This is a genomic window from Comamonas koreensis, from assembly GCF_021026195.1.
Lineage (GTDB): Bacteria > Pseudomonadota > Gammaproteobacteria > Burkholderiales > Burkholderiaceae_C > Comamonas > Comamonas koreensis.
The window spans coordinates 103119-127676 of sequence record NZ_JAJNCT010000003.1; the positions used below are offsets into that span (position 1 = coordinate 103119).

Annotated in this window: 24 protein-coding genes; 14 read left to right on the forward strand and 10 right to left on the reverse strand. The window is 63.1% G+C overall.

Features of this window, described 5'->3' with window-relative positions:
- Nucleotides 1-20 precede the first annotated feature (20 nt).
- From LPW39_RS00480 to LPW39_RS00505, 6 genes are all read left to right on the forward strand, one after another.
- Entirely contained in the window at nt 21-332 is a 312-nt protein-coding gene (locus LPW39_RS00480) for a hypothetical protein (RefSeq protein ID WP_230770459.1), read from the forward strand.
- Between the two features lie 193 nt (nt 333-525).
- Entirely contained in the window at nt 526-1233 is a 708-nt protein-coding gene (locus LPW39_RS00485) for a response regulator (protein ID WP_230770461.1), read from the forward strand.
- Nucleotides 1230-2717 carry a sensor histidine kinase gene (locus tag LPW39_RS00490; protein WP_230770463.1) on the forward strand — a complete coding sequence of 496 codons (1488 nt, stop codon included), beginning with the start codon at nt 1230-1232 and terminating at the stop codon, nt 2715-2717. Before LPW39_RS00485 ends, LPW39_RS00490 begins: the two co-directional genes overlap by 4 nt.
- Nucleotides 2718-2953: 236 nt before the next feature.
- Complete coding sequence (locus LPW39_RS00495; RefSeq protein WP_230770772.1) at nt 2954-3874, forward strand: tripartite tricarboxylate transporter substrate binding protein; 921 nt, start codon at nt 2954-2956, stop codon at nt 3872-3874.
- Between the two features lie 74 nt (nt 3875-3948).
- Nucleotides 3949-4386 carry a tripartite tricarboxylate transporter TctB family protein gene (locus LPW39_RS00500; RefSeq protein ID WP_230770774.1) on the forward strand — a complete coding sequence of 146 codons (438 nt, stop codon included), beginning with the start codon at nt 3949-3951 and terminating at the stop codon, nt 4384-4386.
- Nucleotides 4383-5909 (forward strand): tripartite tricarboxylate transporter permease, encoded by a 1527-nt coding sequence (locus tag LPW39_RS00505; RefSeq protein ID WP_230770465.1) that lies wholly within the window; start codon nt 4383-4385, stop codon nt 5907-5909. The genes LPW39_RS00500 and LPW39_RS00505 overlap by 4 nt, the downstream gene beginning before the upstream one ends.
- An 82-nt stretch (nt 5910-5991) precedes the next feature.
- Here LPW39_RS00505 and mpl read toward each other — a convergent pair whose 3' ends face one another.
- Nucleotides 5992-7395 carry a UDP-N-acetylmuramate:L-alanyl-gamma-D-glutamyl-meso-diaminopimelate ligase gene (gene mpl, locus LPW39_RS00510; protein WP_230770467.1) on the reverse strand — a complete coding sequence of 468 codons (1404 nt, stop codon included), beginning with the start codon at nt 7393-7395 and terminating at the stop codon, nt 5992-5994.
- Between the two features lie 103 nt (nt 7396-7498).
- Between mpl and LPW39_RS00515 the strand changes: the two genes are divergently transcribed.
- The 7 genes from LPW39_RS00515 (at nt 7499) to LPW39_RS00545 (ending at nt 14056) form a co-directional block, all read left to right on the forward strand.
- Entirely contained in the window at nt 7499-8095 is a 597-nt protein-coding gene (locus tag LPW39_RS00515) for a hypothetical protein (protein ID WP_230770468.1), read from the forward strand.
- A 6-nt stretch (nt 8096-8101) separates the two neighbouring features.
- Nucleotides 8102-8680, forward strand: coding sequence for a TlpA family protein disulfide reductase (locus LPW39_RS00520; RefSeq protein ID WP_230770469.1), 579 nt, complete (start codon nt 8102-8104; stop codon nt 8678-8680).
- Nucleotides 8681-8798: 118 nt separating this feature from the next.
- Nucleotides 8799-9254 (forward strand): acetyl-CoA carboxylase biotin carboxyl carrier protein, encoded by a 456-nt coding sequence (gene accB / locus LPW39_RS00525; RefSeq protein WP_230770470.1) that lies wholly within the window; start codon nt 8799-8801, stop codon nt 9252-9254.
- A 10-nt stretch (nt 9255-9264) separates the two neighbouring features.
- The gene (gene accC / locus LPW39_RS00530; RefSeq protein ID WP_230770471.1) at nt 9265-10620 is read left to right on the forward strand and encodes an acetyl-CoA carboxylase biotin carboxylase subunit; all 1356 of its coding nucleotides are present in this window, start codon (nt 9265-9267) and stop codon (nt 10618-10620) included.
- Between the two features lie 75 nt (nt 10621-10695).
- Nucleotides 10696-11616, forward strand: coding sequence for a 50S ribosomal protein L11 methyltransferase (prmA, locus tag LPW39_RS00535; protein ID WP_230770472.1), 921 nt, complete (start codon nt 10696-10698; stop codon nt 11614-11616).
- Between the two features lie 25 nt (nt 11617-11641).
- Nucleotides 11642-13126: a zinc-ribbon and DUF3426 domain-containing protein gene (locus LPW39_RS00540; protein WP_230770473.1), complete on the forward strand. Its 1485-nt coding sequence runs from the start codon at nt 11642-11644 to the stop codon at nt 13124-13126.
- A 27-nt stretch (nt 13127-13153) separates the two neighbouring features.
- Complete coding sequence (locus LPW39_RS00545; RefSeq protein ID WP_230770475.1) at nt 13154-14056, forward strand: carbohydrate kinase family protein; 903 nt, start codon at nt 13154-13156, stop codon at nt 14054-14056.
- A gap of 36 nt (nt 14057-14092) precedes the next feature.
- Here LPW39_RS00545 and LPW39_RS00550 read toward each other — a convergent pair whose 3' ends face one another.
- From LPW39_RS00550 to LPW39_RS00585, 8 genes are all read right to left on the reverse strand, one after another.
- The gene (locus tag LPW39_RS00550) at nt 14093-14572 is read right to left on the reverse strand and encodes a GNAT family N-acetyltransferase (RefSeq protein ID WP_230770476.1); all 480 of its coding nucleotides are present in this window, start codon (nt 14570-14572) and stop codon (nt 14093-14095) included.
- A 35-nt stretch (nt 14573-14607) separates the two neighbouring features.
- A complete protein-coding gene (locus LPW39_RS00555) occupies nt 14608-15039 on the reverse strand; it encodes a divergent PAP2 family protein (protein WP_230770477.1) in 432 nt (143 codons plus the stop codon).
- Nucleotides 15040-15041: 2 nt separating this feature from the next.
- A complete protein-coding gene (locus tag LPW39_RS00560; protein ID WP_230770478.1) occupies nt 15042-15920 on the reverse strand; it encodes a decaprenyl-phosphate phosphoribosyltransferase in 879 nt (292 codons plus the stop codon).
- 4 nt (nt 15921-15924) lie between these two features.
- A complete protein-coding gene (gene wsfD, locus LPW39_RS00565) occupies nt 15925-17352 on the reverse strand; it encodes a glycan biosynthesis hexose transferase WsfD (protein WP_230770479.1) in 1428 nt (475 codons plus the stop codon).
- Between the two features lie 5 nt (nt 17353-17357).
- The gene (locus LPW39_RS00570; protein ID WP_230770480.1) at nt 17358-18410 is read right to left on the reverse strand and encodes a bifunctional nicotinamide-nucleotide adenylyltransferase/Nudix hydroxylase; all 1053 of its coding nucleotides are present in this window, start codon (nt 18408-18410) and stop codon (nt 17358-17360) included.
- A 68-nt stretch (nt 18411-18478) separates the two neighbouring features.
- Entirely contained in the window at nt 18479-20179 is a 1701-nt protein-coding gene (locus LPW39_RS00575; protein WP_230770481.1) for an NAD+ synthase, read from the reverse strand.
- A 9-nt stretch (nt 20180-20188) separates the two neighbouring features.
- Nucleotides 20189-21376: a nicotinate phosphoribosyltransferase gene (pncB, locus tag LPW39_RS00580; protein ID WP_230770483.1), complete on the reverse strand. Its 1188-nt coding sequence runs from the start codon at nt 21374-21376 to the stop codon at nt 20189-20191.
- 68 nt (nt 21377-21444) lie between these two features.
- Nucleotides 21445-22302, reverse strand: a complete 858-nt coding sequence (locus LPW39_RS00585; RefSeq protein ID WP_230770484.1) for a cysteine hydrolase family protein — start codon at nt 22300-22302, stop codon at nt 21445-21447.
- 167 nt (nt 22303-22469) lie between these two features.
- Between LPW39_RS00585 and LPW39_RS00590 the strand changes: the two genes are divergently transcribed.
- The gene (locus tag LPW39_RS00590; RefSeq protein WP_230770486.1) at nt 22470-23150 is read left to right on the forward strand and encodes an NUDIX hydrolase; all 681 of its coding nucleotides are present in this window, start codon (nt 22470-22472) and stop codon (nt 23148-23150) included.
- An 88-nt stretch (nt 23151-23238) separates the two neighbouring features.
- On the opposite strand, the gene metK is transcribed toward LPW39_RS00590, so the two are convergent.
- Nucleotides 23239-24426 (reverse strand): methionine adenosyltransferase, encoded by a 1188-nt coding sequence (metK, locus tag LPW39_RS00595; protein ID WP_230770487.1) that lies wholly within the window; start codon nt 24424-24426, stop codon nt 23239-23241.
- Between the last annotated feature and the right edge of the window lie 132 nt (nt 24427-24558).

Here is a 24558-nt window from a genome sequence, read left to right on the forward strand (position 1 = left end):
ACCACCAATAAGGGATTGTCATGCGCAATGAAGTACGGGTTCTGCTGGAGGATGGGCAAGAGTTTGTCCATGGCTTTGACAGTGCGGAAGCCATGTCCAACGAGGACGGGCGCCGATGGCTGGACCAGGAATTTCTGCGCATGGATTGCGAGCCGCTGCGCGCCAGCGGCAAAGTGCTGATCGTCGATAAGGTGGTTGTCGTCGCCAAGGCGGCTGGTGCACAACTTCTGGGTGATGCCCAGTGGCTGGCCCAATTTGCCCGCGCCAGCGTGGGTGCGGTAGGCCGCCCCACGGTGGTGGTGAACACCAAGGCGATGACGGCGTCGTTCTGAAAGCAGCCTCTGCTGCTGTTACTGGGCGACCCTGTGGGTTAGCCCAAGCCTCCCCCATAAACCTACTCGTAAAACAGTGGGTTTTTTCTATTGTGGAGAATGCATTGTTAAGCATTCGCTATGGATGGCGAATTGGAAACGGTGTCGCTCGCAAGATGGCTGCACCTGAAAGACAGCTCTGGAGGGTGGGTGCATGCGGATCCTGTTGGTGGAGGATGAACAAGAGCTGGCACACTGGTTGGCCCGAAGCTTGGCGCAGCAGTCCGGCATCGTGGTGGACTGGGCAGGCGATGGGCTCATGGCAGACCTGCGCCTGCAGCAGGAAGACTTTGATGCGGTAGTGCTCGATCTGGGGCTGCCCGGCATTGATGGCCACACCGTGCTGGAGCGCATGCGCGAGCGTGATGACCGCACGCCGGTGATTGTGCTGACTGCGCGCGACTCTTTGGCCGAGCGCGTAGGCACGCTCAAAAACGGTGCGGATGACTTTCTGGCCAAACCCTTTTTGCTGGACGAGTTGGAAGCGCGCCTGCAAGCCTTGGTGCGGCGCAGTCGGGGCCGAGAACACCCTCGGCTCTCCTGTGGGCCTTTGCAGTTCGATCTGGCAGCACAGCGCTTTTCCATGGAGGGTGCCACTTTGCCGCTGACACGCCGCGAGCATGCGGTGTTACTGGCGCTGATCCAGCGCAGCGGCGAGCCAGTGGGCAAACAAAGCATTTTGGACCGGGTGTTCATCGGCGACCGGGACGTGAATCTCCAGGTCATCGAGGTGATGGTATTCCGCCTGCGCAAGAAGCTGGTTGGCCGTGGCGTTCAGATTGTCACCTTGCGCGGCCTGGGCTACTGCCTCGAAGAAGTGCCGAGCGAGGTGACCACCGACCTTGCACTGCAGTCTCCGTGAGCTGGCCGAAGATCGACCTCAGCGAGCTCGCACAATGGGGCAGCCGTTCGCTGAAAGCTGCGCTGCTGGTGTGGCTGGTGCCGGGTTTGCTGGTGGGCATGGGTGGCAGCCTGCTCTGGTCCACCTACAGCTTGCGCACCCAGGTCGATGAGGCCTACGACCGCGCACTGGCGGGCGCATTGCGCGCGATCAACTACAACATCTCCACGGCCAGCGGCGGCTTGAGTGTGGAGCAGCCATATTTGCTGCTGGAGTTTTTCGAGTTGACGGTCAACGGCCGCGTTTACTTTCGGGTCGCGTCCGAGGACGGCCTGGTCGAGATCGGCAACCCGGCACTTCCTTTGCCCGATGGTGAGCTGGAGCTCGATATGCCGCAGTTCTATGACGCGGTGTACCTGAATGAGCCGATTCGTGTGGCCGCGTGGGCCCGCCTTGCACAGCCGGCGATCTCGGGCCATCCGCAGAGCCGCATCGTCGTGCAGGTGGCCGAGAACCTTCGGGAGCGCGCGTTGGTGGAAAGGCGCATGGTGGCGCACGCCATCCTGCGTGATGTGCTTTTGGTCGGCATCAGCGTGGTGCTTCTGGTCGCCGGAGTGGTGCGCGCGCTCAAGCCATTGAAGCGCCTGCGTCAGCGCCTGGATGCGCGGGCCTGGGATGACCTGTCTCCCATCGATGCGGTCAGCCTGCCTGCAGAGGTGCGGCCTCTGGTGCAGTCGCTGAACCACTTGGTGGAGCGCTATGCCCACAGTGCCGCTGTCCAGCGGCAGTTTCTGGATGACGCCTCTCACCAGCTGCGCACGCCTCTGGCTTTGTTGCGCACCCAGATGGGCTATGCACTGCGCGAACGCGATCCGGCCCAGATGCGCGCTGCTTTGCATGCGATGCAGGAGGGGCTTGGCCGGGCCGAGCGCCTGACCCAGCAAATGCTGGCACTGGCTCGCGCGCGGGATGCCGGGGCGGCCGCCAGCATCCGGTCGCAGTTTGCCGATGTCGATGTGGTGGCGCTGGCCGAGCAGGTTGTTAAAACGCTGTGGCCGCTGGCACGTGCCAAGCAGATTGACCTGGGGCTGGATGTGAGGGCAGCGGCAGACCACCAACTCTGCCACGTGAAGGCACTGGAGTGGCTGCTGCGCGAGGCCATCAGCAACTTGGTGGATAACGCCATTCGCTACACACCGGCGGGCGGCCAGGTCACCTTGCAGGTGCTGGGCGATGCGGCCTCTGTGGACTTGGTGGTCATCGACAGCGGTGGAGGCATGAGCGACCACGACAGGGCACAGGCGGGCAGCCGGTTTCGGCGCGGCACTGCGGGAAGGAGCCAGCAGGGCGCCGGCCTGGGCTTGGCCATTGTGCAGACCATTGCCCAGATGCATGGCGCTGAGTTGACGCTGAGCAATGGCTGCGACGCACAGGGGCAACTGGGTTTGCATTGCCGCTTCAGGATGCGGCGGACGAATGCTGACCTGGGAATAACCCTGGATTGAAAGGCTATTGAAAGCGATAGGTGTTTAGTCTTTGTCTACCTTGGTGCTGAGCTTTTCAGCCGACCAAGTTTCGCGTTTGGTGAAAGGTGCCCACCCCGTCTCGGTTGAGCCACCTTTTGATCCCAGCGCCCACCCCATAACAGGAGACAAAGCCTATGTTTTCAAGCCGTTCATCAAGCCGGGCAGCGCGCCTCCTCATCAGCGCCGCCCTGGCTGCAAGCACCCTGTTGCCAGCGATGGCGCAGGCAGAGCCGCGCCGCCCGGAATGCATTGCCCCCGCCCAGCCCGGTGGCGGCTTTGATCTGACTTGCCGCCTGGCCCAGACGTTCATGCGCGAGTCCAAAGCACTGCAGCGGCCGATGCGCATTGTCTACATGCCCGGCGGCATTGGCGCGGTGGCCTACAACAGCATCATTACCCAGCGGCCAGCCGATGGCAGCGCGATTGCCGCCTTCTCCAGCGGCTCGCTGCTCAACCTGGCCCAGGGCAAATTTGGCAAGTACAGCGTCGATGATGTGCGCTGGCTTGCGACCGTCGGTGCGGATTACGGCGTGGCGGTGGTGCGGGCAGATTCTCCCCACCAGGATCTGAAGGGCTTGATGGCTGCTTTCAAGGAAGACCCCAGCAAGATTGTGCTGGGCGCTGGCGGCTCCATTGGCAGCCAGGACTGGATGAAGGCGGCGCTGACGGCGCGCGCCGCCGGTGTGGACTACAAGAAAATGCGCTTTGTCGCTTTTGAAGGTGGTGGTGAAGCGGTGACTGCGCTGCGAGGTGGCCATGTTCAGGCCTTTATGGGCGATGCGGCCGAGGCCGTGACCATGTTGGATGGCGGTGCCCCCATTCGCGTGCTGGCGGTGTTCCATTCCGAGCGCTTGCCCGGCAAGCTGGCCGATGTGCCTACCGCTGCTGAGCAGGGCTTCAACATCGAATGGCCGATCATCCGGGGCTTCTACGTTGGGCCCAAGGTATCGGATGCCGACTACCAGTGGTGGAAGCAGGCTTTTGACAAAGCCATGGCAACGCCTGAGTTCAGCAAGGCGCAGGCGCAACTGGGCCTCATGCCGTTCAACAAGACCGGCGCCGAGCTTGAAAGTTATGTGAAGGCCCGCACCCAGCACTACTCCGAGCTGGCCACATCGTTTGACCTGATCAAGTAGGGCCCGCAGCGGCCATGGCGCAGGCGGGCCTGGCCTGCTGCGCCTCCCACTCTTGCAGAAAGATATCTATGGTTCTGAATGATCGCACCCTGGGCATTGCGGCACTGCTGCTCGCGGCCTTTCTGGCGTGGTTTGGACACGGCTTGGAGGCAGCGTTTGCCTACGAGCCTGTGGGCCCGCGCGCCTTTCCGTTGTTGCTGGCCGCTGTGATTGGCCTGTGCGGCCTGCGCCTGATCGTGAAGGGCGGCAACCCGGCAGCGCCCAACCCTCCGGGCGCCAACAGCCGCATTGCGCTGATGGTGCTGCTGGTGCTGGTGTATGCCTGGCTGTTCCAGGTTGTTGGTTTTGTCTTGGCCACGGCAGTGGTTGCTGCCTGCGTGGGGCGCCTCTTTGGTGGCAGTTGGCTGCAATGCAGCATTGGCGGGGCCAGCCTGAGCCTGCTGTTCTATGTTCTGTTTGACCGTTTGCTGGACGTGGTGCTGCCGCTGGGCTGGCTGGAGGGCCTGTTATGAGTTCGATGCTGGATAACCTCTCCCTGGGTTTTGGCGTTGCCTTCTCGGGCACCAATCTGCTGGTGGCGCTGATTGGCTCGTTTTTTGGCACCATCGTCGGTGTATTGCCGGGCCTGGGCCCAACCAATGGCGTGGCCATGCTGGTGCCAATCGCCTTTGCAATGGGCTTGCCGCCCGATACCGCCTTGATCTTGCTGGCTGCCGTCTATGTCGGCGCCGAGTACGGGGGGCGGATCACCTCGATTCTGATCAATGTGCCCGGCGAAGCCGCTGCGGTGATGACCACCCTGGACGGCTACCCGCTGGCACGCCAGGGTCTGGGGAGTGTGGCCTTGTCCTTGTCGGCCTGGTCGTCCTTTGTCGGCTCGCTGATCGCAATTGTCGGCATCGCCGCGTTTGCGCCCTTTCTGGCGCAGTGGGCCTTGGCATTTGGCCCGGCGGAGTACTTTGTGCTGATGGTGTTCGCCTTCTGTGCGCTCACCAGCTTGCTGGGCGAGCAGCCGATCAAAGGGCTATTGGCGGCGGCCATCGGGCTGTCGATTGCGACCATCGGGGTGGATGCCAATTCCGGCGTTTACCGCTACACCTTTGATATTCCGCACCTGACCGATGGCCTGGATTTTGTCGTGGTAGTCATTGGCTTGTTTGCCGTCGCTGAAATGCTGCAAATGCTGGAAAACAAGCTGTCGGGCCAAAGCGTGGAAGTGCCGCCCAGCCAGCGCAAGCTCTTCAACCTGCGCGAGCTGCGTTTTACCTCGGGCAGCACCGCGCGTGGCAGCCTGCTCGGTTTTGTGCTGGGCGTGCTGCCCGGCGCAGGTGCCAGTGTGGCATCGGCCGTGGCCTATGCCAATGAGAAGCGCTATATAGAAGACAAAGACCCGGACGCCAAGTTTGGCCAAGGGGACATGCGTGGTCTGGCCGCACCGGAGGCGGCCAACAACAGTGCGGCTACCGGCTCCTTCATCCCCATGCTCACCTTGGGCGTGCCCGGCTCGGGGACGACGGCCGTGATGATGGGCGCGCTCACGCTCTACAACATCACGCCCGGCCCGGTGCTGTTTGAGCAGCAGCCCGCGCTGGTCTGGGGGTTGATAGCCTCGCTGCTGATTGCCAATGTGATGCTGCTGGTGATGAACATCCCCATGGTGCGGGTGTTTGCCGCGATGCTGTCCATCCCGGGCTGGCTGCTGGTCCCAGGCATTCTGGCCATCAGCTTCATTGGCGTCTATGCCATCAGTGCCACTACCTTTGATTTGGTGGCGGTGGTAGTCATCGGGGTGATCGGCTACCTGCTGCGCAAGCTCCAGGTGCCGATGGCGCCGATGGTGTTGGGTGTTGTGCTGGGCACCATGATGGAGCAAAACCTGCGGCGCGCGCTGTCCATCACCAATGGCGATGTGTCCATCCTCTGGGCCAGCACGGTCTGCACCATCCTCTGGGTGCTGGCTGCCGCTGTGGTGCTGGGGCCCATGGGCTACCGTTGGTGGGTCAAGCGCAAGCAGGCTGAGCCATCTGCCGCTTGATGGCTGCGCAGTGCGCGATTAGTAGAAAGGCGAGCACCTGAGGCTCGCCTTTTTGTTGGGGGAGGGCGGTCGTGCAGACCGATCAGTTGCGAGCGGCGAGCGCTTTCAGCAATTTGTCGTGGATACCGCCAAAGCCGCCATTGCTCATGCAGACAATGACGTCTCCGGCCTTGGCCGCCTGCAGCACCTGGGCGATCAGGCTGTCGATGTCGCCCGCAGTCTGCGCGCGTGCGCCCATCGGGGCCAGCGCCTGCGCAGCGTCCCAGTCCAGGCCGGCGGTGTGGCAAAAGGCCAGGTCGGCCGATTCCAGCGACCAGGGCAGCTGCGACTTCATCGTGCCCAGCTTCATCGTATTGCTGCGCGGCTCGAACACCGCAAGAATGCGGGTTTGCTTGCCAACCTGCTGGCGCAGGCCATCCAGGGTGGTGCGGATCGCCGTGGGGTGGTGGGCAAAATCGTCATACACCTGGATGCCGGCAGCGGTGCCACGCAATTCCATGCGGCGCTTGACGTTCTGGAAGCGCGACAGGGCTTGGGCTGCCTCTGCGGGCGCCACGCCCACATGCTGGGCGGCGGCAATGGCGGCCAGCGCATTCATCTGGTTGTGCACGCCGCTCAGGCCCCAATGCACCCTGCCGGCGGGCGCATCTTTATAAAACACCTCAAAGTTGGATGGGTCGCCTTCGGCGCGCATATCGTCGATGGCGGCGCCAAAGCGCACGACCTCGCTCCAGCAGCCTTGGTGCAGCACGCGGGTGAGGCTCTCTTCAACACCATTGGCCACCACGCGGCCGCTGGCGGGCACGGTGCGCACCAGATGGTGGAACTGGCGCTCAATGGCAGCCAGGTCATCAAAGATGTCGGCGTGGTCGAACTCCAGATTGTTCAGCACCGCCGTGCGGGGGCGGTAGTGCACAAACTTGCTGCGCTTGTCGAAAAAGGCGGTGTCGTATTCGTCGGCTTCGATCACAAACACGGGGCGCGGATCACCATCGCCGGGCCGGGTGGGGGCGCCCAGACGGGCGGAGACGCCAAAATCCAGCGGTACGCCGCCGACCAGAAAGCCTGGCTGCAGGCCAGCGGCTTCCAGAATCCAGGTCAGCATCGAGGTAGTGGTGGTCTTGCCATGGGTGCCGGCCACGGCCAGCACATGGCGGCCCTGCAGCACATGCTCGGCCAGCCACTGGGGGCCGCTGGTGTAGGGGGCGCCCGTGTCGAGGATGGCTTCCATCAGCGGAAACTTGGGTGAGCCGTCATCCAGGCGCGCGCGGCTGACCACATTGCCCACCACATACATATCCGGCTGCAGCGCGAGCTGGTCGGCGCCAAAGCCTTCTATCAGCTCGATACCCAGCGCGCGGAGCTGGTCGCTCATGGGGGGGTAGACGCCGCTGTCGCAGCCCGTCACCTTGTGCCCGGCCTCACGTGCCAGTGCTGCCACGCCACCCATGAAGGTGCCACAGATACCCAGAATATGAATGTGCATGGAGGTCGATTCTACGGCGCGCCCAGGCAGAACCCGCGCTCCTGGCGGCCGTAATTGCAAGCAAGTGCCGCGAGGTCCGGGTAAATCCGACACAATGGAACGCATGAAGACTGATGCAAGCTGGGAAATCGCGAATACCGCCGCACGCATGGTGGTGGAGGAAGGCCTGGAGTGGGGTCCGGCCAAGAAGCGCGCCGTCAAGCAGCTGGGGCTGCCAGGCCGCACGGCGCTGCCCGACAACGACGTGCTCGAAGCGGCGGTGCGCGAGTACCTGGAGCTGTTCTGTGGCGACACCCAGCCCGCCGAGCTGCGCGCCTTGCGCGAGATGGCGGTGCTGTGGATGGAGCGCATGCAGGCCTTCCGGCCCTATCTGGCCGGGGCGGTCTGGAATGGCACGGCCACGCGCCTCTCTGATATATACATACAGTTGTTCTGCGATGACTCCAAATCGGCTGAGATTGCGCTGATTGACCATGGCGTGCGCTATGAGGTATCGTCAATCAACGGTTTCCACGGTGAGACGGTGGATGCCTTGTCGATCAGCAGCTTGTGCAAGCCGCTCCATGAAAGCATTGGTGTGCACTACCTGGTTTATGACCTGGACGACCTGCGAGGCGCCTTGAAGCCCGATGCCCAGGGCCGCACCCCGCGCGGCTCGCTGGAGGCAGTACGCCGCCTCCTGACCCAACCCACGGAGTGATGCCCCATGCCGACACCTGAACGCGCGCCTGTTGATGCAGCGCAAACCTTGCCAGCGCAGAACGCCAGCCGCCGTCGCTTACTGACCGGTGGCGTGGCGGCTGCCGCGTTGGCCGCCGGTGCGGGTTGGGCCTGGTGGCGCCACCGCCTGGCCGAACCCAGCAGCCCCGCGTTGGACGGGCTGTGGAGCCAGGCCTTTGCCGCGCCCGGCGGGCAGGCCGAAGTGCGCATGCAGGCCTTCCGGGGCAAGCCCCTGCTGCTGAACTTTTGGGCCACCTGGTGCCCGCCTTGTGTCGAAGAGCTGCCCATGCTCAACCAGTTCTACGAAGCGCAGCGCACCAAGGGTTGGCAGGTGGTCGGCCTGGCGGTCGACCAGGATGCTGCGGTGCAGCGTTTTCTGCAGCGCAGCCCCTTGGCCTTCCCGGTTGGCATTGCGGGCATGAGTGGTACGCAGCTGACGCGTGATCTGGGCAATTCTGTGGGCGGCCTACCGTTCACAGTGGTATTTGGTAGGCAAGGTGACGTTCAACATCGTAAAATGGGGCAACTTCTTGCATCTGACTTGCAAAATTGGGCAAGTCTATAAGGTGTGCAAGCCGGGGCGGCAGTGTTGCCGTTGATCAAAAATCAAAGATATTGAGTCGAATAGGGCGAAATTGGAGTAAATTTGCGCCCTGTTTGATTTTCTAGCCGTTGGAGCTCCCATGGATTTACGCAAGCTGAAAACCCTGATCGATCTCGTGTCCGAATCGAATGTCTCGGAGTTGGAAATCACCGAAGCAGAAGGCAAGGTTCGCATTGTGAAGGGTGGCGGCGCTGTGGTGCAGCAAGTGATGGCTGCACCTGTGTTGCCCGCTGCAGCCCCCGTGGCAGCTGCACCCGCTGCTGCCGCTGCGCCGGCAGAAGCTGCACCCGCTGCGGTGCAAGGCCACACGGTCAAGTCGCCGATGGTGGGCACGTTCTACCGCTCGTCAGCACCTGGCGCCAAGGCCTTTGTCGAGGTCGGCAGCCAGGTCAAGGAAGGCGACACCGTGTGCATCATTGAAGCGATGAAGATCCTCAATGAGATCGAAGCCGACAAGTCCGGCACGATCAAGCAGATCCTGGGCGAAAACGGCCAGGCCGTGGAGTTTGGTCAGCCTTTGTTCATCATTGAATAAGGCCTCGCCCATGTTCAAGAAAATTCTGGTTGCCAACCGCGGAGAGATCGCACTGCGTGTGCAGCGCGCTTGCCGCGAGCTGGGCATCAAGGCCGTGATGGTCTACTCCGAAGCAGACCGCGACGCCAAGTATGTGAAGCTGGCCGACGAGGCCGTCTGCATTGGCCCGGCTCCGTCGGCCCAAAGCTACCTGAACATGCCTGCGATCATCTCGGCTGCCGAGGTGACCGACGCCGAGGCGATCCACCCTGGCTACGGCTTCCTCTCCGAGAACGCTGACTTTGCCGAGCGCGTGGAAAAGAGCGGCTTCCAGTTCATCGGCCCGACGCCCGAGTCCATCCGCATCATGGGTGACAAGGTGTCTGCCAAGCAGGCAATGATCAAGGCTGGCGTGCCCTGCGTGCCTGGTTCGGACGGTGAACTGCCGGACGACCCGGCGCTGATCCGACGCATTGCCAAGGCCATTGGCTACCCGGTGATCATCAAGGCCGCTGGCGGCGGCGGTGGCCGTGGCATGCGCGTGGTGCACACCGAGGCTGCACTGGTCAATGCGGTGCAGATGACCAAGGCCGAAGCCGGTGCTGCGTTCGGCAATCCTGCGGTGTACATGGAAAAGTACCTGCAGAACCCACGCCACATTGAAATCCAGGTGCTGGCTGACAAGTTCAAGAACGCCGTCTACCTGGGCGAGCGCGATTGCTCCATGCAGCGCCGCCACCAGAAGGTGATTGAAGAGGCGCCGGCCCCTGGCATTCCACGCCGCCTGATCGAGAAGATCGGCGACCGCTGCGTGGCCGCCTGCAAGAAGATCGGCTACCGTGGTGCGGGTACTTTCGAGTTCCTGTACGAAAACGGCGAGTTCTACTTCATCGAGATGAACACCCGTGTGCAGGTCGAGCACCCGGTGACCGAATGGATCACTGGTGTGGACATCGTTGGTACCCAGATCATGGTGGCCGCTGGTGAGAAACTGCCGTTCACGCAGCGCCAGATCAACGCACAGATGCGCGGTCATGCGATCGAATGCCGGATCAACGCCGAAGATGCCTACAAGTTCACCCCGTCGCCTGGCCGGGTCACCACCTGGCACATGCCTGGCGGCCCTGGTGTGCGCGTGGACTCGCACGTGTATGCGAACTACTTCGTGCCACCGAACTACGACTCGATGATTGGCAAGCTGATCGTCTACGGCGACACCCGCGAGCAAGCCATCGCCCGCATGCGCACCGCGCTGCTGGAAACGGCTGTTGAAGGGATTTCGACCAATATCCCGCTGCACGCTGAGCTGATGGTGGATGCCAAGTTCAATGCTGGCGGCACCAATATCCACTATCTGGAAGAGTGGCTGGCTGCGCGCAAGCGTTGATGCGTCCCCTTTCATCGTGATAGATGCTGGCATTTCCAAGGGAATGCCAGCTTTTTGCATTAAGGAAACCCTGTCATGTACGAACTGTGCCTGATGTGCCCGGAAGACCGGGTCGAGAGCGTGAGCGAAGCGCTGGATGCGCTCGATGCGCTCAGCGTCTCGGTCGAAGATGCCGATGCCCAGACCGATGCCGAGCAGGCACTGTTTGGCGAGCCCGGCATGCCGCCGCCCAAGGATGGTTGGCAGCGCAGCCGCATTGTGGCGCTGTTCCCGCAGCGCGCTGCGGCCGAAGAGGCGCAGAGCCTGCTGCAGCTGCAGGATTTCTTTGCAGGCTGCAGCCTGCTGGGCATCCGCGAAGTGGCCGAGCAGGACTGGGTGCGTCTGACGCAGTCGCAGTTCGCGCCGGTGGACATCACCCCGGATTTCTGGATTGTGCCCACCTGGCATGAGCTGCCAGCGGCCGCTACCCGCAGCATCCGCCTGGACCCTGGCCTGGCCTTTGGCACCGGCACCCACCCTACCACCCGCATGTGCCTGCGCTGGATTGCGCAGCGCGGTGCAGAGGGACAGGACCTGGGCCGCGTGCTGGATTACGGCTGCGGCTCCGGCATTCTGGCCATTGGCGCCGCCAAGTTTGGCGCGCTGGACATCGACGCGGTGGACATTGACACCGCTGCGGTGGAATCGACCGAGTACAACGCCCAGGCCAACCATGTGCAGTTGCGCGCCGGCTTGCCCGATGCTGCACAGGGCGTATACCAGACGGTGCTGGCCAACATCCTGGCGACGCCGCTGAAGGTGCTGGCCCCCTTGCTGTGCGCCCATGTGGCCAAAGGCGGTCACCTGGTGCTGGCCGGTATTCTGGAGCGCCAGACCGATGAGCTCAAGGCCGCCTATGCGCCTTATCTGCAACTGGACGTGGCCGATAGCGAAGACGGTTGGGTGCTGATGACAGCACGGCGCGCAGCAGATTCCGCCACCGGGACAGGCCGCTGAACTTCTGACCCTACAATCCACTGCGATGAGCCAGATAACGCGTTGCCCCCAGTGTCAGACCCGCTTCAAGGTGGTGGATGACCAGTTGCGCATCTCCGATGGCTGGGTGCGCTGCGGCAAATGCAAGGCGGTATTTGACGCGCTCACGCACCTGGTAGCCAGTGCGCCGTCGGCAGGGCCTGCCGGCCCGCAGGCGCCGTCTGTGGAACATGCCCCTGTTGCAGCGCAGGCCCCGGTGGCGGCTCCGTCCGTGGAGGCCAGGCTCAGTCCCGAGCCCGTGCAGAGTGGGGCGGCGGTGCTGCGGACCGAGAACTCGCTGCAGGTCGACCCCCATGCCCAGGTGCCCGAGCTGTCGGTGCTGGTGTTTCCGCGCCGCGCCAATGCCAGCGGGGATTCCGGCTATGTGGACTCGTCCTGGATGCAGGCCTATGGGGACGAGGCCGAGGCGCAGACCCCCGCCGCGCCACCTGCGGGCCAGGACCGCAGCGGCCTGGAGAGCGAATGGCAGCCGATGGCCGACCAGCGCCCGGAATCGCTGCGCAGCAGCCGGGTGGACTTTTCGGCCACTGACGACCTGGCGGAATTGCAAGCCCGCGAGGGCCGTCTGCTGGAGGCCATTGCCGAGCGCCAAAAGCCCGTACCAGCGCCTGTGCCGCCAGAGCCAGCGCAGCCCGCGCTGCTGGATGAGGCCGCACCGCTGGTCGCGGAGGATGTGGTGGCAGCTGCCGCTGCCCCTGCTGCAAAAGAGCTGCAGGTCCAGGAGCCGGCTTCACCTCCGCCGTATTTGAGGCAGAGCAGCGCCCATGGTCTGTCCGACCCTGCCCCAGTGGCGCGGCAAGAGGATGAACTGCTGCTGGCGCCCGAGATGGCGGGCAGAACCCTGCATGCCGGCAAGGTGGAGCCCTCAATGTCTGGGCCGACCAACTATGTGGCACAGATGGATGAGGCCGTCGCAGCGGCGGATGCCGCAGCTGCCGATGGCACGGATATGGCCGCCGAGCCAAGCTTTGTGCGCGCTGCCAAGCGCAAGGCATTCTGGCGCAAGCCCTGGGTGGTCGTACTGTCGCTGTTGCTCAGCCTGCTGCTGTTGGCAGCCTTGCTGCTGCAGATTGCGCTGACCCAGCGGGACCGCCTGGCCCTTGCCCAACCCCAGTGGCGGCCAGCACTGCAAGCGGCTTGCCGCCTGGCGGGTTGCCAGATTGCGCCGCCTCGGCTGCTGCAGGCCGTCTCTATCGACAGCACCAGTTTCAACGCCGTGGGGGTGCGCCAGTTCCGGCTGCGCGTGGTCTTGCGCAATGGGGCGGACTATCCGGTAGCTGTCCCTGCGCTGGAGCTGAGCCTCAATGACGCAGCAGAAAAGCTGGTGCTGCGCCGCGTGCTGAGCCCGCAGGAACTGCAGGCGCCTGCCGCGCTGGACGCGCATGGCGAGTGGACGGCCGAGATGGTCATCGAGGTGGCAGAGGCTGCCGGTGATGTGGTGGGCTACCGCGTGCTCGCGTTCTACCCTTGAATTTTTGATAACAGAAAGAATAGCTTCATGGCTTCGCTGATCTGCGGCTCGCTCGCGTTTGACAACATCATGACTTTCTCTGGCCGCTTTGCCGACCAGATCATGCCCGATCAGATTCATATCCTGAACGTGTCCTTTCTGGTGCCGACCTTGCGCCGGGATTTTGGCGGCTGCGCCGGCAATATCGCCTATGCGTTGCACCTGCTGGGCGGCCAGGCCCTGCCGATGGCCGTGGTAGGCCATGACGGTGATGGCTATGTGGCGCATTTCAAGCAGCTGGGCATCGACACGCGCTTCATCAAGAAGCTCGACGACCACTACACCGCCCAGTGCATGATCACCACCGACATGGACAACAACCAGATCACCGCCTTCCACCCCGGCGCGATGATGCAGGCCCATGAAAACATCATCACCAAGGACTGCGGCGCAGCGATTGGCATCGTGGCGCCGGATGGCCGTGATGCCATGCTGCAGCATGCCGAGCAGCTGCATGCCGCCGACATTCCCTTTGTGTTTGACCCCGGCCAGGGCCTGCCGATGTTCGATGGCGATGACCTGCGCCACTTCATCAGCCTGGCCACCTGGGTGACCGTGAACGACTACGAAGGCAAGATGCTGAGCGAGCGCACCGGTCTGTCGTTTGCCGCGATATCCACCCAGGTGCAAGGCCTGATGGTGACCCTGGGCGCCGAGGGCTGCGATCTCTGGGAAAACGGCGAGCGCACCCATGTGCCAGGCATCCAGGCCGCTGCCGTCGTTGACCCGACCGGCTGTGGCGATGCCTGGCGCGGCGGTTTGCTCTGGGGCCTGGAGCAGGGCCGCCCGCTGCGCACCTGTGTGGAGCTGGGCAACCGCATGGGCGCCTTGAAGATCGCCGCACGCGGCCCGCAAAACTACCAGCTGGATTTTGACCCCGCAACGGTCTGAGGCGGCGGCTCGGCCCCTTCGGGCTGAGCCTCGTCCTCAACCCCTGGCAAAGGTCTCGAGCGCCTCGCCAGTCATTCGGTAGCGAATCCATTCGCTCTGCGGCTTGGCACCCAGGCTGTCATAGAACTGGATCGAGGGCGTGTTCCAGTCCAGCACGCTCCATTCAAAGCGTCCGCAATCCTTGTCTACGGCTATGCGCGCCAGATGGCGCAGCAAGGCCTTGCCCGCGCCGCTGCCACGGTGGCTGGGGTCCACGTACAGGTCTTCCAGGTACAGGCCATTGCGCCCCTGCCAGGTGGAGTAGTTGAAGAAATACACCGCAAAGCCAATGGCCTGGCCATCCTGCTCGCAGATCAGGCCATGCGCGGTGGCACCTGCACTGAACATGGTCTTGTGCACATGGGCGGGGGTGGAGAGCACCTCGTGCTCGGCATTTTCGTAAACGGCCAGATCGCGCACAAAGCGCAGGATGGTATCGGTGTCGTCGATAGTGGCGGGGCGGATGGTCAATGGCATACGGAAAGGCCGCGTGGGCGCTGGCAAGCAAAGGCTCAATCGTACAACGGCAACCAGGCCTGCACCGCCCAGGCCAGCACACTGCCGCAAACCACGCCACCCAGAATCTCGGCGAGGCTGTGGCCCATGCGTTCGCGCAGTGCTGTGCTTGCCGTCGCTGGGTCTTGCGCCTGCAGGCGGTTGATGGCCTGCGCATGTTTGCCCACTTGCCGGCGCAGGCTGCTGGCGTCCAGCACCACGATGAATGCCAGGGTCAGTGCAACGCCAAAAGCCGGGTGGTCGATGCCATGCTTGAACGCGACCAGCGCAGCCATGCTGCTGACAATGGCGCTGTGGTTGCTGGGCATGCCGCCATAGCCGATCAAGCCAAAGGCGGGCTTGCCCGCGCGGCAGCTGTTGATCAGAAACTTCAGTGAGCCAGCAACCAGCCAGGCCAGCAGCGGGGTCAGCAGATAGGACAGATCCATGCTTATCCTTTCAAGCCCGCCAGCGCCCAGAGGCAGACCAGCACCCAGGCGAGCACCGTCAGCAGCAGCGGCAGATCGCTGAGCAAGGCATCGGTGGGCGATTCACCGCCGTCGAGCTTTTCCACCACATACCAGTAGCGAAACAGGCCAAACAGGACCAGCGGGATGGACACCACCAGCTGCGGGCGGACCGACATCACAAACATACTGTAGAAAAGCAGGGCACCGGTCGCAGCGATCTCGGCATAGCGCTCCACCAGCGACACCGAGTATTTCTGCAAGACTGCCCGGGCTTCGCTACCCGTTTGCAGCAGCTCCTGGCGCCGCTTGAGCGCCGCAAGATACAGCGCCAGACACAAGGTGGTGACAAACATCCAGGAACTGATCGGCACCTGCAGCGCCTGCGCGCCGCCCCATACGCGCAGCACAAAGCCGATGGCGATGGTGAAAATATCCAGGACAGGCTGGTGCTTGAGGTAGTAGCTGTAGGCCAGATTCAGCACCAGGTAGGCGGCAATCACCGGCAGCACCTGCGGAGCCCACGGCCATGCGGCCAGCAGCAGCGCATACAGCACCAGCAGCAGTACCAGCGCCTGGTGCACCGTGACCAGGCCCGCGGCGAGGGGGCGGGTTCGGGATTTGCGGGGGTGCTTGCGGTCCTGCTCGATATCACGCAGGTCGTTGACGATGTAGGTGGCCGAGGAGGCCACACAGAACAGCAGCATGGCCAGCAAGGCCTGCAGCACCGCATGCGGGTCGGTAAACGAGCCCGTGAACAACAGCGGCGCCAGCACAAAGCCGTTCTTGACCCACTGGCGCGGCCGCATCAGGCGCAGCAGACCTTGCAGGCGGCTGGAGGACGAAGCGGGTGTCAGGGGCATGGCGCTATCTTGCCACTCGCAGGTGATCTACCAAGCCAACTATGGCGCCTAGCCACAGCAAGATGAAGCCAGGCAGGAAGACGGCGGCATGGCGTTCGACCTCGACCATGCCGTCGCCAAACACCGAGCTGAAGATGCTGTAGAAGCACAGCAAGCCGCCGATCCAGATGGCATGTGCCCAAAGGGATTGACGACCACGAGGCAGGAGCGCATAGACAAATGCCGCTGCTGCCAGCATCGCCATGACAGCAACCATTGCCAGGTACAGAGCCCGGGGGGCACTGACGATCAGTGATGACGGCGAACTTGCATACATGCCAGGAGACAGCTCACTGGCATGGAAAGGATAGAGTTGCGGGAAAAAACCATAGACCGGTTTGTAGGCCTCTACGCCCGCGAGCAGCGTCTTCGCAATAGTCGCTGGTTGCTTCGCTGCCAGGTTCAGCAGCTTTAAGCGGCTGATGCTCGCCACCTCCGGGCAGATATTCTGTTTGAGGCCATGGTTGAAGGCATGCGCACCAATGCCGGCCATCTGGGCACATTCTGGGCGCAGCCCCAGGCTGACTGCAGCCTCCTCAGGGTTGCGGGAGTGCATCAGCACGCCATAAAAGATGGTGTCGGTGCGGTTGACGCGGTCGATGCCGGCATAGAACTCCTGGCTTTGTGCGGGGCGGAGATAGCTATGGCACAGGCTGGCCACCAGCACGGCGCAGAGCATGGCGGCGCTGTGCAGGCGGTATTGCCGGCCGTTGAAGAGCAGGAAGACGGCCGTCAGCACGATGGCCAGGTAAAAGTACTGCTGGTTGGAAAACCCGAGCATGAAAGTCAGCACCGCCAGCAGCAGCGAGGCCCAGGCGCTGCGCGAGAACGCATCCAGGCGGCAGGCCAGCAGGGCCATGACGACAAATAAGGAGAAGAACAGGCTGCTGAAGACGGGATAGAGCGACTGGAAGTACAGCAAGGTGCTCATGTCCCACCACAGCAGCACAAAGCAGGCACTGAGAAACAGGCGCAGGCGCATGCTGCGCAAGGCCCACATCAGCGCGGTATAGGCCAGCAGCACGATGACCAATTTGACATAGGCCAGGTGCTGGATGGGAAAGGTGTCACCCACGCTGTGGCCCAACTTGAGTGCGCTCAGGTAAAGGGTTTCAGCGGTCGGATTGCAAAACTGCCACAGCCTTTCGTCGTTGTAGTGCAACTGCGCGACCACCCGGTCAGGCGCAGGGCTGTGGAAGGCTTCGGACTGGGCGTCAAAGTTCCAGATGCCTACGCAGCCGGAGGTGCGCAGGAAATCGAAATTATTGGGGTAGCCGAGCACTGGCGAGTGCGCGCTGAACACCAGAAAGCGAACTGCACCCAGCAGCAGCAGCACGGCAATGAGCAGCCAGGGCCAGCGGGCACCTGGGCGGTTGGAGACAAAGGCTTGCATGGGCGCTATTGTCCGTTGCCCGCCAGCACTTTCTGCACGATCTGGAAATGGTCCTCAAAAAACTCGGCCTCGCGGGCGCGTATTGCATCGATGCTGAGCCAGAAAGCCTCGGCGGCGTCGTCGTCGGCTCGCACCGCAGGCTTGGGGCTGCGCTGCAGGTCGAAATAGTGCACATGGGTGATCGTGCGGCCACGCTGGCTGCGGTCGGGGTGGTCGAACACGGTCACCGATTGCAGGCTGGCCTGCAACTGTGCTTCGTCCAGCGCGCAATGCGTCTCTTCCTGCAGTTCACGCAGGCAGGATTGCCAGAGGCTGTCGCGCGGCTCGACAAAACCGCCGGGCAAGGCCAGCAAGCCTTTGCCCGGTGCATGGCCACGGCGGATCACCAGCACCTCGTTGCCGCAGCGCAGCAGCGCATCGACGGTGACAAAGACCGGCGGGTAGGGCGCCGCCGCCCAGGAGGCCTGGTAGCGGCGCAGCATCTGCCATTCGGTTTGCAGCGCGGCGTATTCCGGCGTACTGCGGAACTGCTGCAGAAACTGCAGCGAGCTGGCGGGCAGCATCTCGGCCAAGGCGGCCAGGTCTGCAGCGGAATCATCGCCTTGCAAGCCAAAGTAGGCGTCGCGGATGGGGGTGGCGTCAATGCTGTTCTGGCGTGGCAGGCTGACCAGCTCCCAACCGGGGAAGTGGGCCAGGTAGCTGCTGCTCTCGTCCTTGAAATGGCCCACCAGGCCAATGCGGGCGCCGGGTTGGCTGTGGCTGGTGACGGCTTCGCGCACGGCCGTGACCCAGCGCGGCTCGTCGTAGTAATCGCGGATGGGCACAAACACCAGGCGCGCCGCATCGGCCGAGCTCAGTGCTGCGGCAAACATCTGCGCACGCTCTTGCCAGGTAAAGGGGTTTTTGGGGCTGCGGGCCTGCAGTGCCGATCCCAGTACTACCACCACCTTGCTGGCGCGGGCAAGCGCCTGCTGCAGCAAGGCCAGGTGGCCCAGGTGCGGCGGCTGGAAGCGGCCAATCAATACGGCCAGGTCATAGTGCTCGGTAGCTGCGCTCATATCTCGTTGTCTTGGTGCCTGCTGGTGTGCTGGTTGGGGATTATGCGCTGTGGATGCGCCGTCTTGCTTCAGGGGTAGTAAGCCGCAATCGGCATTTGCCGGCCGGTGCCAAAGGCGCGCGGGCGCAGGCGCAGGATGGGCGGCGCCTGGCGGCGCTTGTACTCGCTGCGGTGGACCATGCGCTGCACCTTGGCAAGCGTCTGGCGCCCGGCCTCGGTCTGCACAAAGCGGTCGACAAACAGGCGTGCGGCGTCGTACTCCAGGCTCGACAGGCGCTGGCCTTCGATGAGGATCTTGAGGATCTCGTCGAGCACGGCATAGGGCGGCAGGCTGTCCTCGTCCTTCTGGTCGGGAGCCAGCTCGGCCGATGGCGGCTTGTCAATGATGGCCTCGGGGATGATCTCGCGCCCGGCGCTGGCATTGATATGGCGTGACAGCGCGAAGACCTCCGTCTTGTACAGGTCGCCGATCAGGCCCAGCCCGCCATTGGTGTCGCCATACAAGGTGCAGTAGCCCACCGAGATCTCGGACTTGTTGCCCGTGGTCAGCAGCAGGTGGCCGCAGGCATTGCTGTACTCCATCAGGATGGTGCCGCGAATGCGGGCCTGGACGTTCTCCAACGGCAGGCCTTGCAAGGGCGCGCCAAAGCTGGCCTCGAACTGCTGGGCATAGCCCTGCACCAGATCGGCAATCGGGTGCGTGTGCAGCGCAATGCCCAGGTTGCGGCACAGCGCCACCGAGTCGTCGACCGAGCCGCTGGAGGAGTAGCGCGAGGGCATGGTGATGCCGACCACGTTCTCGGGACCGAGCGCCTCGGCCGCCAGTGCCAGGGTCAGCGCTGAATCGATACCGCCGGAGCTGCCGACCACCACCTGGCGAAAGCCGCAGCGGCGTGCGTAGTCGCGCAGGCCCAGAATGATCTGCTGGCGGTAGAACTCCATCGTCGGCAGGCCTTCTGCCGGAGGGGTGGCGGGCCGTGTGCCATCGGGCAGGCAGAAGTCGCCGTTGTCAAAGCCCAGCGTGCAGACGGTTTGCACAAAGCGCGGCGCTTCCCAGACGATGCCGCGCTCGGGCTGCACCGCAAACGATGCGCCATCGAACACGATCTGATCCTGGCCCCCGATCTGGTTGACATACAGGATCGGCAAGCCATGGCGGCGGGCGGCATGGCTGAAGATCTGGTGGCGCTCCTCGCGCTTGCCCAGGTGGCTGGGGCTGGCATTGATGCTGACAACCACATCGGGGGCGGCATCGGCCATGCGCTCGAACGGGTTGGTGGCGTAGTCGGCACCGCTGTCGTTCCAGCCATCCTCGCAGATCAGAAAGCCGACCTGCATCTGGCCGATGCGCAGCACCTTGGCCACATCGCGGCCGGGCTCGAAGTGGCGGCGCTCGTCAAAGATGTTGTAGGTGGGCAGCAGTTGCTTGTCGTACTGCAGGCGGATGGCGCCGTTGTGCAGTACCAGCAGGCTGTTGTGCAGATGCTTGCCGGGGCCGGCAGCGCGTGTGGGCGCACCCAGCACCCAGTGCAGATCGGGCAGCTGCTGGCTCTCTTGCAACAGGCGCGCAATGCCGGCGTCCACACGGGCCAGAAAATCGGGCTCGTCGAGCAGGTCGCCGGGGTAGTAGGCGGTCAGCGACAGCTCGGCAAACACAACCAATTGCGCGCCGTCTGCCTGCGCCTGGCGGGCGGCGGCCACCATCTGGTCGATGTTGCCATCCATATCGCCCACAGTGGGGTTGAGCTGGGCCAGGGTGATCTTGAGCATGGCGGCTCCTTAATGCGTCACATGGAACACTTGCTTGAGGTAGGCGAGGTAGGTCTCGTCGTCGCACAGGGTTTTGCCCGGGCTGTCACTGAGCTTGGCCACCGGCTGGCCGTTGGCGTGCGTGAGCTTCATCACGATGTTGAGCTGCTTGAGGCCCATGTCATTGGCCAGCTGGGTGCCGATGCCAAAGCCGCACTGGATGCGATCGGCAAAGTGCTGGTAGAGCGCCAGCGCGCTGTCCAGCGTCAGGCCATCGGAGAACACCAGGCGCTTGGCATGCGCATTGATGCGCAGCTTGGCGTAGTGGGCCAGGGCCTTTTCGCCCCATTCATAGGGGTCGCCCGAGTCATGGCGCAAGCCGTCGAACAGCTTGGCAAAGTACATGTCGAAATCGGCCAGGAAGGCATCCATGCCGACGGTGTCGGTCAGTGCAATACCCAGGTCGCCCCGGTACTCCTGCACCCAGTCTTCCAGCGCGGCGATCTGAAAATCACGCAGGCGCACGCCATGGGCTTGGTAGCTTTGCAGATACTCATGGGCCATGGTGCCGATGGGCACCAGGTTCAGGTCGCGGGCCAGCAGCACATTGGAGGTGCCTTTGAACCACTGGGCCGTCTGTGTGGCAAAGGCCTGCACCACTTCGCGCTGCCAAGGGGCAGAAAAGCGCCGGCGCACGCCAAAGTCAAACAGCTCAAAGGGGTGGCGGTGCTTGGCCTCTTGCGCCAACTCCTGCAGCCGCACAATCTTGGCGCCCAGGCGCTTGCGCCCTTCGGCCAGCGCGCTGGCCTGGTCAAAGCGGCGGAAGTACAGCTCGTTGACGATAGACAGCACAAAGATCTCGAAGCCCATCACATGCACCTGGGGGCCATGGGCGACGATATGCAGGCCATCGCCATCGGGCTCGACCTCGATGAAATCACGCTGGAACTGGAAGATGCGCAGAAAGTCGATGAAATCGCTCTTCATAAAGCGCAGGCTGGCGAGGTAGTCGAGCTCGTCCTTCTTGAACTTCAGGCTGCACAGCGCGTCGATCTCGGCGCGCACCTCGGCCAGCAGATCGACCAGCGGAAACTCAGTCTGCGAGCGGCAGACAAAGCGGTAGGTGGACTGGGTCTGCGGATGGCGATGGAGCATGGCCTGCCACATCGTGAACTTGTACAAATCGGTGTCGAGCAGGCTGGTGATGATGGGCTGCATACCGCGTCTTTCTCTGTCAAAAATGAGAGCTGCCAGCGCCAGTTCAGTACGTGCTGGCGCTGAAGTATTTATAAATGGAAAGCAGTGCTGGTGCAGCAGCGTACACCGATGGCGCGCATCTGCTGCAAAAAGGTTTCTTGGGCTGCCTCGAAGCCGGAGACGGGGCTCATGCAGTCGCTCAGCAGGACGATGCGCGAGAAATCCTCGGCGCCCCAGAGCGGCCCGATATGCTGCACGATGTGCTCGGTCGTGGCGCGCACGCAGTGGCTGCCCGCCTCACCGGCGATCACCAGGGTATCGGCCTGCGCCAGCTGCTGGAGCAGGGCGGTGTTGAGGCCGGTGTCTGCATCCTGCGGATCGGGCACCTCGGCGCAGATGGCGCTGTAGTGCTCGGTGTAGGGGTTCATGCCCTTGAACACATGCTTGACTGCGCGCTGGCGCTGGCTTTGCCATTGGCGGCAGGCGTTCAGGACGTCGGCATGCACGCCATGGCCGATGCTGCCGATCTCGCAGTGCAGCGGCCAGACCATTAAGGTGTAGCGGCCCTGGGCTTCCAGTGCATCCAAATAGGCGAGGGTCCGTCCCTGCTCGTCCGGGTTGCGGGGCCTGAAGTGGCCGCCGCGCATCTGGGCCGCAGTGATGGCGGTAAAGGGCGGCACTGCGCTGCCATCGCCTTGCTGCCAGAAGGCGGGGTGGGCAATGTCATAGGCCTGGTGGGAGTCGAGCGTGACGGTGATGCCATCGAGCTGAGAGGCATGCTGCAGCAGCCATTGCGCCAGGCGTTGCATATCCGCATGGGCGCCGGCCACCGGCAGGCTGGGGGCAAAGGGCGCGGGACTTGCCGCGCAGCTGGGGCGCCAATCTGGCGGCAGATCGCAAAAGTCGTTTTGCGGGTCGATGATGAGCAGCTGTGTGCGTTGGCGCATGTCTTTCTCCTTCGATGTGAAGCAGTCTACGCTTGTTAAAATATTTTTGCAACTAACTAATTGACCCGGCTTGCATAAAATCTTTTGTCTGAAGCCTATGTTTTTATTGATTCTGGGTAGCTGCAGCGGCATACTGCCATTCATGAGAAAGACTTGGTACAGAAATGATGCAAAGTGAAACCGCCTTGGGCCAGGTGCTGACCACTGTGGACGTGGTGGTGCTGACCTTGGTGGACGGGGTGCTGAACGTGGTGCTGGTGCAGCGCGAGCGCGCGCCGTTTGCCGGGGTGTGGGCTTTGCCGGGCGGCTACATCCATGCGCAAGAAGACGCCGATGCCCATGCCAGTGCCGCCCGTGTGCTGCGCAGCAAGGGGGGGATTGAAGACGCTTATCTGGAGCAACTGGCCACTTTTACCGGCCCGGCGCGGGACCCGCGCGGCTGGTCGGTCGCCATCAGCTATTGTGCGCTGATCCCGCAGCAAAAGCTGCCCGCGCAAAGGCCGGGGCTGAAACTGGTACCCGTCGCTGCCACCGGCCAGCTGCCGTTTGACCATGCACAAATCCTGCAGGCGGCACTGGCACGGGTGCGCAGCAAGAGCCAGTACTCCTCGCTGCCGGTGCATTTCTTTGGCGAGAGCTTTACCCTGCCGCAGTTGCAGCAGGTCTATGAAAGCATTCTGGGCGAGCCGCTGAACAAGGTGAGCTTTCGCCGCAAGATGGACGAGCTGGGCATGCTCGAGCCCGTGCCCGGCGAAATGCAGGCTGGTGGCGCGCACCGGCCTGCACAGCTGCACCGCGTGCGGCCGGAGTTCAGGCAGCAGCTGGCGCTGAGTGCGAGAGGGCTGTGACCGCGTCGCCTTGGCCTGTGAGCCGCCCATAAAAAAATCCGCTGGATCACTCCGAGCGGATTTTTAAAGAAGACTTACCTGAACCGAATTACTTCAAGCCAGCAGCAGCGCGCAGCAGCGCAGCCTTGTCGGTTCTTTCCCAAGTAAACTCCGGCTCTTCACGGCCAAAGTGGCCATACGCCGCCGTCTTGCTGTAGATCGGGCGCAGCAGGTCCAGCATCTGGATGATGCCCTTGGGGCGCAGGTCAAAGTGCGCGGCCACCAGCTTGGCGATTTCGGCATCGGGGATCACGCCGGTGCCTTCGGTGTAGACGGTGATGTTCATCGGGCGGGCCACACCAATCGCGTAGGCCACCTGCACCTGGCACTGGCGCGCCAGACCGGCAGCGACGACGTTCTTGGCGACGTAGCGGGCAGCGTAGGCGGCAGAGCGGTCTACCTTGGTTGGGTCCTTGCCGGAGAAGGCGCCGCCGCCGTGGGGGCAGGCACCGCCGTAGGTGTCCACAATGATCTTGCGGCCGGTGAGGCCACAGTCGCCCTGGGGGCCGCCCACAACGAAGCGGCCGGTGGGGTTGATCAGGTACTTGGTGTCCTGCAGCCATTCCGATGGCAGTACAGGCTTGATGATCTCTTCGATGATGGCTTCGGTGAAGCTGGCCTTCATCTTGGTGGCGGTTTCCGACTGGTCGGGGCTGTGCTGGGTGGACAGCACCACGGTGTCGATGCTGTGGGGCTTGCCGTCCACATAGCGCATGGTGACCTGGCTCTTGGCGTCAGGGCGCAGGAAAGGCAGACGGCCATCCTTGCGCAGCTGGGCTTGGCGCTCGACCAGACGGTGTGCGTAGTAGATCGGCGCGGGCATCAGCTCGGGCGTTTCGTCGCAGGCATAGCCAAACATCAGGCCCTGGTCGCCAGCACCGGTGTTCAGCTCGTCGTCGCTGGCCTTGTCCACGCCCTGGGCGATGTCCTGGCTCTGCTTGTCATAGGCCACGAGCACGGCGCAGCCCTTGTAGTCGATGCCGTAGTCGGTGTTGTCGTAGCCAATGCGCTTGATGGTGTCGCGGGCCACCTGGATGTAGTCCACGTTGGCGCCGGTGGTGATCTCACCTGCCAATACCACCAAACCGGTGTTGGTCAGTGTCTCTGCAGCCACGCGGCTGTGTGGATCTTGGGTGAAAATAGCGTCCAAAATCGCATCAGAGATCTGGTCGGCCACTTTATCGGGATGGCCTTCGGACACTGATTCCGAGGTAAACAGAAAATCGCTGTTTGCCATAAACAAAAAACTCCTTCAAAGCTTGGGCAATTGCGTTGCCCGAGCCTTGAGGGAGCCTGGCGAACGCTTTAGCAGTTTGTTTTTAACGTCGCCCTGCAAGTTGCTCTTTAACTCAGCGACCGACATATTCTA